This is a genomic window from Chromobacterium haemolyticum DSM 19808 (assembly GCF_000711885.1).
Classification (GTDB): Bacteria; Pseudomonadota; Gammaproteobacteria; order Burkholderiales; family Chromobacteriaceae; genus Chromobacterium; species Chromobacterium haemolyticum.
The window spans coordinates 128,767-140,744 of sequence record NZ_JONK01000001.1 but is presented as its reverse complement, the minus strand read 5'-3'; the positions used below and the strand labels follow the sequence as shown (position 1 = coordinate 140,744).

At 58.2% G+C, this 11,978-nt stretch carries 11 protein-coding genes and 1 other RNA gene; 4 read left to right on the top strand and 8 right to left on the bottom strand.

Annotation, left to right across the window (positions count from 1 at the left end; all coding sequences use genetic code 11):
* Nucleotides 1-114: 114 nt before the first annotated feature.
* Nucleotides 115-558 (bottom strand): hypothetical protein, encoded by a 444-nt coding sequence (locus BR71_RS00650; protein WP_146176120.1) that lies wholly within the window; start codon nucleotides 556-558, stop codon nucleotides 115-117.
* Nucleotides 559-1,026: 468 nt separating this feature from the next.
* On the opposite strand from BR71_RS00650, the gene ssrA reads away from it, so the two are divergent.
* Nucleotides 1,027-1,391, top strand: a transfer-messenger RNA (tmRNA) gene (gene ssrA / locus BR71_RS23230).
* 405 nt (nucleotides 1,392-1,796) lie between these two features.
* Here the strand turns inward: ssrA and BR71_RS00645 are convergent.
* Nucleotides 1,797-2,108 (bottom strand): hypothetical protein, encoded by a 312-nt coding sequence (locus BR71_RS00645; RefSeq protein ID WP_156038750.1) that lies wholly within the window; start codon nucleotides 2,106-2,108, stop codon nucleotides 1,797-1,799.
* A gap of 415 nt (nucleotides 2,109-2,523) precedes the next feature.
* Here BR71_RS00645 and BR71_RS00640 point away from each other — a divergent pair, with 415 nt between their 5' ends.
* From BR71_RS00640 to BR71_RS00630, 3 genes are all read left to right on the top strand, one after another.
* Complete coding sequence (locus BR71_RS00640; protein WP_043631212.1) at nucleotides 2,524-3,084, top strand: recombinase family protein; 561 nt, start codon at nucleotides 2,524-2,526, stop codon at nucleotides 3,082-3,084.
* 77 nt (nucleotides 3,085-3,161) lie between these two features.
* Nucleotides 3,162-3,536, top strand: a complete 375-nt coding sequence (locus tag BR71_RS24435) for a hypothetical protein (RefSeq protein WP_162179178.1) — start codon at nucleotides 3,162-3,164, stop codon at nucleotides 3,534-3,536.
* A 78-nt stretch (nucleotides 3,537-3,614) separates the two neighbouring features.
* A complete protein-coding gene (locus BR71_RS00630; RefSeq protein ID WP_043631206.1) occupies nucleotides 3,615-3,821 on the top strand; it encodes a hypothetical protein in 207 nt (68 codons plus the stop codon).
* 81 nt (nucleotides 3,822-3,902) lie between these two features.
* On the opposite strand, the gene argS is transcribed toward BR71_RS00630, so the two are convergent.
* From argS to BR71_RS00600, 6 genes are all read right to left on the bottom strand, one after another.
* A complete protein-coding gene (gene argS, locus BR71_RS00625; RefSeq protein ID WP_043631202.1) occupies nucleotides 3,903-5,621 on the bottom strand; it encodes an arginine--tRNA ligase in 1,719 nt (572 codons plus the stop codon).
* 167 nt (nucleotides 5,622-5,788) lie between these two features.
* A complete protein-coding gene (locus tag BR71_RS00620; protein ID WP_081862495.1) occupies nucleotides 5,789-6,823 on the bottom strand; it encodes an MBL fold metallo-hydrolase in 1,035 nt (344 codons plus the stop codon).
* Nucleotides 6,824-6,917: 94 nt separating this feature from the next.
* Nucleotides 6,918-8,414, bottom strand: a complete 1,497-nt coding sequence (locus BR71_RS00615) for a DUF3138 family protein (protein ID WP_043631198.1) — start codon at nucleotides 8,412-8,414, stop codon at nucleotides 6,918-6,920.
* A gap of 126 nt (nucleotides 8,415-8,540) precedes the next feature.
* A complete protein-coding gene (locus BR71_RS00610) occupies nucleotides 8,541-9,380 on the bottom strand; it encodes an ABC transporter permease subunit (protein WP_043631195.1) in 840 nt (279 codons plus the stop codon).
* Entirely contained in the window at nucleotides 9,377-10,285 is a 909-nt protein-coding gene (locus BR71_RS00605; protein WP_043631192.1) for an ABC transporter permease subunit, read from the bottom strand. The genes BR71_RS00610 and BR71_RS00605 overlap by 4 nt, the downstream gene beginning before the upstream one ends.
* A gap of 436 nt (nucleotides 10,286-10,721) precedes the next feature.
* On the bottom strand, nucleotides 10,722-11,822 hold the full coding sequence (locus tag BR71_RS00600; RefSeq protein ID WP_043631189.1) for a polyamine ABC transporter substrate-binding protein: 1,101 nt from the start codon (nucleotides 11,820-11,822) through the stop codon (nucleotides 10,722-10,724).
* Nucleotides 11,823-11,978 lie beyond the last annotated feature (156 nt).

Below are 11,978 nucleotides of genomic sequence, written 5' to 3'. Positions count from 1 at the left end.
CATTCACCCGACAATAAGAAAACAGTCCGCGTCGAATAAACGACAAGGACTGTTTTACATTCAAATCAAAGCGCCATGGCCGCCATCAGCGCTTTTCATTCACGGGAGCGCCGCTCAGGAAAGCAGGGATTTAACGGTGCTGCTGGTTTTATGCTCCACCAGCAAAGGCTCCATGCTGTCTCTTTTAGTCACGTCCAGATCATGCTTGGAAATAATTTCCTTCAACTGACAAGCCAATTCCGACATGCTGTACGAGCCTGCCTCAATATCAATCAGCAGGCCATCCACCCGGCTGCGGCTCAAGCGGTTGCTTTTCCACTTGCGCTCAAACCCCCCCGCGGCGGCCAAGCTGGACAAAGCCGCGGCGATTGAAGTCAACACGGTGGAATAACCTTTGAGATCATGCCCTTGCACCTGCAGCAAGCCCCCCACCACCACGCTGCAAAGAATCGATCCGAAGATGGCCGTATGATGGGCGAAGCTCCAAAGCCGCTGACCTTTGCTAAACCAGTTTCGCCATCTCATGGCTTCCTGCCTGAGCGCCTCTTTATCCATCATATTTCCTCCTCGCTGAGAAGTACGCATTTGCGGCCAGTCATGAAGTCAACATAGTCAATCCAACTGAAGTTGCAAATGTTCACGCGTAAAAAGGCCATTAATTTGAAATTGGCCTCTCCACATTCAGCCCTGATGGAAAAACCCTTAAACACTAAAGTTTTTTGGAAAGCGCATCCCGCTCATGAAAACAGGATAAACCAAACCCGGAGCGTTTCAGTCCATTGCTCATCAATAAAACTATCAATCTAGACTACCGTCTTGGTTTCCGACAGCCTGACTTCGCCTTTTCTTTAAGACATCGGCTTGCGCAAGAGAAACGCTAACTCTGTTTCAAGCAGAGCCATATGACAGGCATCATCCCTAGCCGACCTGGCCTTCCTCCCCGCCCGACAGCGGTTGAATTCGTACAAAAAAGGCCGCGGAACTAGCCTTGTGCGCCCATTGTCTATATAATCTAGATTCTTATCTGGGGGCGACCTGGTTTCGACGAGGGTTGCGAAGCAGATGAGGGCATACCGGGATTTCAGTCACCCCGTAAAACACTGAGTTTATTTAGTCGCAAACGACGAAACTTACGCTCTGGCAGCCTAAGGGCTAGCTAGACACTACAACGGTTCGCAGATGGGCCGGGGGCGTCAAAACCCTGTAGTGTCACTTTACATCTGCTAGTGCTATGTCGGGTTACTTGGCATAGTGCGAAACAATAGGTAACTCGCCAAAGTCCAGCCTGTCCGTCGGCGTGGCAGCGGTTAAATCCAAATGACACGACTAAGTATGTAGAACTCACTGTAGAGGACTTTCGGACGCGGGTTCGATTCCCGCCGCCTCCACCAACATGTCATAACTCATTGAGTGACAGCATTTCCTCAGTGAATCAAGCCCTTACATGTCCAAAGTGTACCAAAGTACACCAAAGACCTGTAGGGGCTTTTTCTATTATAAATTCAGAATTCATTGGTTCTAGCTATCGATATGGGCCTGATGAGTTCTCCTCTCACATCTACCTTCGACGCTCTACCTACTATTTCCGACAAGTTGTTTCTATTGCCATTCTGATACAACTATCTTCCTGGATTTGATGGCCTTGGATCATGTTTTTTCTTAAAGAGGTTAGCCAAGTTCATTGAAGTTAGCCTAGCTTTGATACGCTACCGGATAAGAACCATCTTCAAAGTGGGCTAGAGTTGTACTGTAGTTGATGCAGCGCGGGACCTTTGTAAGCGGCGAAGGGAAGGAAGTCAGACAACAGTAAGGCTGTAGGTATGCCTCAGCGAGCCATCTAAATTAAAGATTTCAATAATAGGACCTTCTTTAATTGTTCCCATAATGTCCTTTACTCCAAACTGCGCTGTGTATCTTGCATGCGCGCCACCAGCGTGAAGACTGCCCCACGGCCCCTTGTAGGCGATGATAGGATAGCCTTCGATGGCTGTGTTCCAAGCGCCCACAGTGCCTACTATGTTTCCATCCCCATCAAAAAGGAAAGTGCCGTTTAGAACTGTCAGCGTGTCACCTATGGCGTAATACGCGCCTTCTTTCAGCTGGAACACAGGCATCCTCCTAGTTACAGTCTATATGAGCATGCAAAAGGCATTTCTTATTGAGTATGGGACATGGCTCTGAGGCGTGCAAGGTGGCTAAAAGTGCCGGAAAAATTTAAATGGGTATCTGAGATAAGAAGGGTGCGGACTACCCCCCAGGGGGTGTCTCGAAGGGGCTATATACTGACCAAGCTCATGTAAGCACTCTTGAAAACATGTGGGCTGTCTTTGTACCCAAAGGCTTACCAGATACTCTTCCCGGTCTTCCATGGCCGGCAGGGTACCTTTTGAAGGTGGCTCTTTGAGTACACCCTGTGAGCCATAGTCTAGAACCCATCACCATGATGGATCAAAAGTGTTGATTTAAATCTGAGCCATGCCTAGAATGTGAGCCATAGTTTATGAGCCACTTGGAGCAGCAACCATGAGCCAGACCATCGCCTACCTTCGCGTCAGCACGGATGAACAAGACACATCAGCCCAACGCAAGACCATCGAGGACCGCTACAAGATTGAGCGCTTCTATTCCGATGATGGCGTTTCTGGCGCAGTAAAGGCCATGCAGCGGCCTGAGTTCAAGGCTTGCTTCGACTATGTGCGGGAAGGCGATACGCTTGTAGTGGCCGCTATAGACCGCTTGGGACGCGATACCATTGATGTTCTGTCCACGGTGGAAGCCCTGCAAGCCAAAGGCGTAACCGTGGTATCCATGCGGGAAGGCTTCGACCTATCTACACCCATCGGCAAGGCCATGCTAGCGATGCTTGCGGCGGTTGCTGAGCTTGAACGGGGCAACATCAAGGCTAGACAGATGGCAGGCATAGAGCGCGCCAAGGCCGAAGGAAAGGCTCTAGGCCGGGTAAAGACCATCAAGGATGCTGAAGTAAAGGCATGGCGCATGGAGAACGGAGCCAGCATCAAGGCCACTGCTGATCGCTTTGGCATCTCTACGGCTAGTGTAAAGCGGGCTTGCGCCTCTGATTAAATAATAGGCAGCTTATGATCTGTATGTGATTGCGTGTTTGGGAATCGCATTCAGGCATGGAGAGGGGACCTTGCGGGGTGTTCCAATCGGATACAACCTGCTACAGTATTTCGGTAAAATCCAATATATTCATCGATATGAGCAGATTCCCGCCGCCTCCACCACAACACCATTTCATGACGCGTCATGAAAACTCGAAAACCCCGATAGCTCACGGCTTTCGGGGTTTTTTGTCGGTTTGCGCCACCCTTTTCGCAATGCGCCCCAATACGCAGCCAATCTATAACCCTATCGTCCCTCCCCCCGCCTACGTCCAGCGCGTCAACGACAATTTCGGCCCCTCCGGCGCGCAACCCGAAGCGGTGGTGGAACGCGCCGACCAGGCGCTTTACCGCGCCAAGGCCAATGGCCGGAACCAAGTTGCGCTGGACACAAAGAGCGGAGCACCTTGAAGCCCCCCAGCCAATACCATGACAAAGACATCACAATCGGCGTAGACTGCCCTCCGCCCCCATTCCAAGGATGTGAACATGAAAGAGCAAACGCTATCCGCGAAATACCGTGTTGAGGTGGGACGCAGCGACACGGCCATGCCGGCCGGCATGGCCAAGGTGCTGGACATGCTGGGCGCCTCCATCCAGCCGCCGGCGAACAAAGCAATGGGCGTCGAAGAGGCCGATCCGGCGGCGGACGCAAACGGAGAAACCAAGGTCGGCAAAGCACCCGCCGCGCCTTGAACGCCCCCGCCATCCCCGGCCCCCATGAAAAATGCCGCCGGCGCGAAGCGCGGGCGGCATGCTTGAGCCGGAAAGACCGGTTTACATCGAATCCAGCACCTTGATGCCCAACAGATCCAGACCGGTTTTCAGCGTCTTGGCGGTCAGCGCCGACAACTGCAGACGGCTGGCGCGGACGTCGCCCTCGCTCTTCAGGATGGGACAAGCCTCGTAGAAACGCGAGAACAGCGTGGCGATGTTGTACAGATACTGGGACAAGTAGTGCGGATAGCAACCGTCCACCACCGCCTGCAAGGTATCTTCAAACTGAGCCAACGCGGCGGCCAGGTGTTTCTCCGCCGGCTCGGTAATGACGATGGCGGCATTGGCGTCGTAGTCGCCGGCCTTGCGGAATACGCTTTGCACTCGGGTGTAAGCGTATTGCAGATAGGGCGCGGTATTGCCCTCGAAGGCCAACATGGTGTCCCAGTTGAAGATGTAATCGCTCATCCGGTTCTTGGACAAGTCAGCGTACTTGACCGCGCCGATGCCCACGGCCGCGGCGATCTCGCGGCGCTCGGCTTCCGGCAGGTCCGGATTCTTCTCCGACACCAGCGCGAACGCGCGCTCTTCGGCCTCCTGCAACAGCTCAATCAGCTTGACCGTACCGCCGGAGCGGGTCTTGAACGGCTTGCCGTCGTCGCCCATCATCACGCCGAAACCGACATGTTCCAGCTTCATGCTGTCCGGCGCGAAACCGGCCTTGCGGCAGATGGAGAACATCTGGGCGAAGTGCTGGCTCTGGCGCGCGTCCACCACGTAGATCACGCGGTCAAGGTTCAGGGTTTTATGGCGATAGCGCACCGCGCCCAGGTCGGTGGTGGTGTACAGATAGCCGCCATCCTTTTTCTGGATGATCACGCCCATGGGCTTGTCTTCCTGGGTGCGGAACTCTTCCAGGAACACAACTTGGGCGCCGTCGTCCTCGGTCAGCAGGCCGGCCGCGCGCAACTCCTCGACGATGACCGGCAGATCGTCGTTGTACGAGGATTCGCCGCGCACATGCTCGCGCTTGAGGCCGACGTTGAGCTTCTGGTACACCGCTTCGCAATGCTTCAGCGATACGTCGACGAACTGCTCCCACAGCTTGAGCACTTCCTGGTCGCCGCCTTGCAGCTTGACCACGTAGTCGCGGGCGCGGTTGGCGAAATCTTCGCTTTCGTCAAAACGCACTTTGGCGTTGCGATAGAAGGTTTCCAGGTCGGACAGCTGCAGCTCGGCGTCGCCGGCGTGGCTGGTTTCCACCAGGTAGGCGGTCAGCATGCCAAACTGGGTGCCCCAGTCGCCCACGTGATTGGCGCGCACCACGTCGTGGCCGACAAATTCCATCACACGGGCCAGCGCGTCGCCGATGATGCTGGAACGCAGGTGGCCGACGTGCATTTCCTTGGCCAGGTTGGGCGAGGAGTACTCCACCATCACGCGCTGCGGCGCAACGCGATGGATGCCTAGCTTGTCGTCTTTCAGGGCGGCTTCGCTTCGTCGGGCAAGATATTCAGGGGCTAAATGAATATTGATGAAACCCGGACCGGCGATTTCCACCTTGTCGGCGATGCCGGCAAGATCCAGCGCGGCAACCACTTTCTGGGCCAGTTCGCGCGGGTTGGTCTTAAGCTGCTTGGCAGCGCCCATCACGCCGTTGGCTTGATAGTCGCCGAATTCCGGCTTGGACGCCGGCTGCACCACGGCGGGCGCGTCCGGCGCGCCGGCTGCCGCAAGGGCGGCCTGCACCCGTTGATTGATCAGTTGAAGAATAGTCATTAGAGCCCCAAGAATTGCCGCGAAAACGAAAATTAGTCTTCGCTTCTGAAAAAAACTACCTGTTGATTGTATTCCCGCTTGCCATCAGGGGCAATGCTTGCAGCCAAGCCGCATCGGTAAAATAAGCCTCAAACGACGACGTTTGGGATTTACTGCCAAGATCGGACTCAAAACCAGCGTGTTTCGCCCATGGCCGGCCGTTGAAAGACCTCCGGCGAGATATTCCATAGCGCTAGCGCGGCGGCAAGATCGTCCTGCGGGCGATCCAGCGGCTCGTCGGTAAGGATGAAGCTGCCCCAATGCACTGCCCAGGCGGCTCGCGCCCCGGTGTCCAGCAAAATTCGCACAGCCTCCTCCGGATTGACGTGCTGCGGGCTGAGAAACCAGCGCGGCTCGTAAGCGCCTATCGGCAACAAGGCCAGATCCACCAAGCCGATGCGTTCGCCTATCAGCCGGAACAGCTGGTCCTGATAACCGGTGTCGCCTGGATACCAGAACTGCAGCCCATCGCCGCGCACGGCGAAGCCGCCCCACAGCGCGCGGTTTTCGTCGCCGAACATCCAGCGCTTGCTCCAATGATGGGCCGGCGTCAATTCCGCCTCCACGCCGTCCAGACGGTAACACTGCCACCAGTCCAGCTCATGGATGTGCGACACAGGCACGCCAGCGCGCCGCAAGGTCGCTCCCACTCCCAGCGGCGCGGCGAAATGCGGGCAGCTTGCCGGCTGGCGCGCCAGCCGGCTGACGGTGTTGAAGTCGAGATGGTCGTAATGATTGTGGGTAATCAGCACCAGATCGATCGCCGGCAGTTCCTGCAAAGCCATCGGCGGCGGCAACTGCCGTTCCGGTCCCGCCCACTGGAGCGGCGAGGCCCGCTGCGACCAGATCGGATCGATCAATATGTTCTTGCCGCACAATTGGATGAAGCTGGTGGCATGGGCCACCCAGGTCAGCGACGGCCGGCCCCGGTTGGCGTTCAGCGCGGCCAAGTCCGGTTCTTGGCGCGGAATGCGTTCCAGCCGGTGACGCACCACCGGCATGCGGCGGCGCTGCCATTCCCAACGCAGCACGTCCAGCAGCCGCGGTTGCTGGAAAGGAAATAGATTGTGGTAGCCATCGGCCCCATGATGGGCTTGCCGCGGATCGGGCCGATAACGCGGTAGCGGCCAGCGGTCTTGCAGCCAGGGTTTCAATCGCGACATGACATGGCGGTAACGAGGAAGGGATGGGCATTGTCGCCCATGGCCGGGCAAAACAAAAGGCGGCCCGCGCCGGGCCGCCCGTCCTCGCTCCTAATCAGAAGCTGTACACCGCCTGCGCGCCCAACATATCGTTGCTGCGACGGAAGCGACCGTCGTTGCGCAGGAACACGTCCTGGCTGGCCCAGTCGTGCCGGTACTCGAACTTCAGCGTCAGTTGGTCCGTCGGATAGAACAACAAGTCCGCGGTCAAGGCCTGGCGATTGGCGCCCTTGCAGTCGGCCGCGCCGCTGGCCACGCAAGCCTGCGACACGCCAAAGCCGTTGACGCCGTCGTAGCCGTTGGCATTGAGCGCGACGCCGGCGCCGCCGCCTCCGTTCTTGCTGTTGTTCAGGTAGTCGTAACGCAAGGTGGCGCCCATCTTGCCCAGGAGATCTGTCACCCATTTGCGGTGCCCAAGCAACGAGACCCCATACCATTGCGCCGCGCTGCCGTTCCAGGCGGCGTTCTGCTGCCGTCCGTAATCGAACTCGGCGTTGTACTGGATATCGTTCAAGGTGTAGCTGGCGTCGACTTCGGTATAGAAGTAATTGCTGTATGGGTCCTTGCTGACGCACTGGTAGCCAAAGCCGCTGTTGCCGGCCAGACAACCGTTGCTCACCGGAGCGGGATTGCTGGCGGACTGGGCGGCGCTGGTCAGCAGCGTCTGGCGGCCGGCGTTGAAGGACCAGCCCAGGTCCAGCGCACTGCTCCAGGTGTAGTCAACCCGGCCGGTGAGCGTGGGCGTGTTGTTGCTTTTGACGATGGGGTTGCCGGTATCGCCATTGCTGCCGGTGGAGGCCAGATTGGCATGAGTGCGGTATTGCTCATTGCCCAGCATGAACTTCCACGCCCAGTCGCCGTGCGCCCAGTTGAAGCCGGCGCCGACATAGGAGCCCGGCACGCTGAAGTCGTACAGCAGGCCGTGGGTCAGCGTGGTCATCTGGTTGGATTGCTGCATTTCATAACCACCGAAGCTGTTGACCAGGCCGGCGGTCAACGACCAGGTGTCCGACAGCGGATAGGTGAACTGCGCGGTGTTGATAATGTTGTTGCCGCTGCCGCCATCCAGCAGGGTGTTGCCGGAACCACGGTTGGGCATGATGCTGATTTCCGCGCTGGGGGCGGTGGGGCCCACGCCAAAGGTCTTCTTGATGTCGAGGTAGACGTCGCCAAAGGTGCTGTTGCTGTAGGCATAGGTATTCTGATGATTCAGAAACTGGAAGCCGGAGCTATTGTTGGCGCGGTTGTAGATATAGGTTGGGTCCAGGTAGCCGGTGACGCTAAGTCCGGCCAGCGGGCCGTCGGTGGCGGCGTTGTTGAGCTTGTCCACCTTCAGCTCCATGCCGGCCACCCTCTCCTTGAGGTCTGCGTTGGCCTCGTCCGCTGGCGCCTTGGCCTCGGTCGCCGCGGCCACCGCTTGCTGCAAAGCCTGCATCTGGCTCTGCAGTGCTTGTAGTTGCGCCTTGAGCTTGGCGAGCTCGTCCGCCTTGGCATCGGCCAATGCCATGCCAGGCAGGCCGGCTATCAGCGCGCTGATCAGTATTCTCTTCATTTCCCACTCCCTTGTTGCATGACTTTGGATACAACATTCGAGAACCGCCTGCGCTCATCCACGGACGCTCCGGCGCGGCAACGCCGCGCCGGCATGCGTGTTTTATATTTTTATGCAACGCCAGGCTCAGGCCTGGGCAAAGGCCAGTTTCATCTCGCGCTCACGCTTGCGCTCCGCCATGCGCATATAGATGTTGGCCACCACCACCCCGGCCGACACCAGCACGATGAACAGCGTTGCCAGCGCGTTCATCTCCGGATTCAGCCCCAGGCGCACCCGCGAGAAGATCACCATGGGCAAGGTGGTGGAACCAGGGCCGGACAGGAAGGCGGTCAGCACCAGGTCGTCAAGCGACAGCGTGAACGACAGCAGCCAGCCCGACACCAGCGCCTGCGAGATCAGCGGCAGCGTGATCACAAAGAACACCTTCAAGGGACGCGCGCCCAGATCCATCGCCGCCTCTTCCAGCGACAGATTCAATTCGCGCACCCGCGACTGCACCACGATGGCGACATAGGACACGCACAGCATCACGTGGCCTATCCAGATGGTGAACACGCCACGTCCTTCCGGCCAGCCGAAGGCCTGTTCCATCGCCACGAACAACAGCAGCAGCGAGATGCCCTGAATCACCTCGGGAATCACCAGCGGCGCGTTGATCATGCCGGCGAACAGGGTGAACATCCGGAAGCGCCCGAAGCGGGCCAGCACGAAGCCGGCCCAGGTACCTATTACCACCGAGGCGGTGGCGGTCATCAGCGCGATCTTGACGCTGAGCCAGGCGGCGTTGATCAGCTCGTCGTCCTGAAGCAGCGCGGCATACCACTTGGTGGAAAAACCGGACCATACCGTCACCAGTTTGGACTCGTTGAAGGAGTACAACACCAGCAGCGCGATCGGCAGGTAGAGAAAGCCGTACCCCAGTCCCAGCACCAGGAAGGACAGCGTCTTGTTGGGCTTGATCATCTCGCGGCCTCCATATTCTTGACCTGGTAGTGCTGGAACAGCGCCATCGGCACCAGCAAGAGCAGCACCATCGCGCAGGTCACCGTCGCCGCCATCGGCCAATCCATATTGTTGAAGAACTCATCCCACATCACGCGGCCTATCATCAGCGTGTCGGAGCCGCCCAGCAGTTCCGGAATCACGTACTCCCCCACCGCCGGAATGAACACAAGCAGGCTGCCGGCGATGATGCCGTTCTTGGACAACGGCAAGGTCACTTGGACAAAGGCCTTCCACGGTCTGGCGCCCAGGTCGTAGGCCGCCTCCAGCAGCCGCAGGTCCATTTTCACCAGATGGGCGTACAAGGGCATGATCATGAACGGCAGGTAGGAGAACACCATGCCGATATAGACCGCCCAGTTGGTGTGATAGAGCCGCAGCGGCGTATCGACCACGCCCAGCCACAGCAGGAACTGATTGAGGAAGCCGTCATTTTTCAGGATGCCGATCCAGGCGTAGACGCGGATCAGGTAGGACGTCCAGAACGGCAGCATCACCATCATCATCAGTGTGTTGCGCGCGCTATCCGAAGCCCGGGCGATGTAATAAGCCATCGGATAGCCGATCAACAGACACAGCACGGTGGAGACGAAGGCCATCTTCACCGAACTGATATAGGTGGCGAAGTACAAATCGTCACCCAGCATGAACTTGTAATGGCCAATGTTCAGCGCAATGGTGAAAACATCGTTTTCCAGCTTGGTGAGCGGGGTGTAAGGCGGAATGCCCAGTTGTTGCTGCGAGAAGCTGATGCCCACCACCAGCAGGAAGGGCAGCAGGAAGAACACCAGCAAAAACAGGAACGGCATGCCGATGACGGTGGTTCTGCCCGACGGCAGCCAACGGCTTAGCTTAAGACTTTTCATGTCAGCACCACATGGCCGGTTTGATCCGGCTCGCTTGCATTGCTTTTGCGCCGTCCCCCAGGCCCGTCTTGGAAGCGGTTCAAAGTCCAGCCAGCTGGAGCGAGGCATGGCGCAAACAGCGGAGAAAACGAATGGGCATGGAGTGCATGGACATTTCGAATTCGGCGCTCGCCAAGTCGCACCTCACTACGCGCAGCAGAATTTGAACAACTTATAACGCGGGCTGCCGGTTGAACGGCCTCCTCTTGAACTCTTCTCCCGGATACCCACGGCCGCGGCGGCCGGACATCGCGCCTTCCCTCCTCCTGTCACATACGAACCGGCCGCGCGCGTGCCCGCCGGCCTGACTGGCCAGCGGCGCGCTTGCGCTCGGATAGACTCAGGACAGCCGCCGGCCCGGTTCAGGCTGGCGCGGCGGCGTTGTTGGATACCTGACTCAGCGACCTGTTTTCAACTGCGTCCACAAGCGGTTTTGCAGACGCATGATGTCGGATGGCAGGGGCTTGAGCAGGAACAGCGTTTTAACGACGGACTCCGGCGGATACACGCCCGGGTCGTTAGCGATTTCCGGCTTCACGTATTTGCGCGCGGCGGCGTTGGCGGTCGGGTAGAACACCTCATTGGTGATCGCGGCGTTGACTTCCGGCGACTGGATGTAGTTGATCCACTTAAGCGCGGCCTCGGGATGCGGCGCGTCCTTCGGCACCACCATCACGTCGAACCAGAGCGGCGCGCCGCTCTTGGGAATCACATAGGCCAGTTGGTACGGCCGCTTGGATTCCTGAGCGCGGTGCTTGGCGATGTTGACGTCGCCGGAAAAGCCCAGCGCCATACAGATGTCGCCGTTGGCGAGGTCGTTGATATAACCGGAGGAATTGAACTGGGTGATGTAGGGGCGGATTTTCTTCAGCGCTTCGAAAGCGGCCTGGTAGTCGGCGGGGTTCTTGCTGTTAGGGTCTTTGCCCGAGTGGTGCAAGGCGACGGCGAACACGTCGTTGGCCTGGTCCAGCACCGATACGCCGCAGCCCTTGAGCTTGGACACATATTTGGGATCAAACAGGATGTCCCAGCTGTCCAGCGGCGCGTCCTTGCCCAGCACCGCCTTGACCTTGGTCAGATTGTAGCCGAGACCGTCGGTACCGTAGGCCCAGGGCACGCCGTGGGCGTTGGCCGGGTCGGCGTCCACGATCTTGGCCATCAGCGCCTTGTCCAGATTGGCCAGATTGGGCAGCTTGGACTTATCCAGCTTCTGGTAGATGCCAGCCTCGATCTGCTTGGCCATGAAGTTGGAGGTGGGCACCACGATGTCGTAACCGGCGCGGCCGGTCAGCATCTTGGCCTGCAAGGTGTCGTCGCTGTCATAGACGTCGTACTTAACCTTGATGCCGCTCTGTTTTTCAAATCCGGGAATGGTGGACTTGGCGATATAGTCCGACCAGTTGTAGACATTGAGCACCTTGTCTTCAGCTTGCGCCGCCGCGACCGGCAGCAACATCAGCAACGAACACAGCGCTTTGCGAACCAGCTTATTCTGCATGACAGGCTTCCTAATGGAACGGGCCGCGCTGTCCGATGCCGGGCCTGCGGCCAGCGAACATCGGGCGGCCCGATAACGGCAACCTCAGCGCCACGCTTCCCGCCCGTTGCCGGGCCATGGCGCTGCTCCATTTCCCCCGGCCGCCTGGGCGGACCT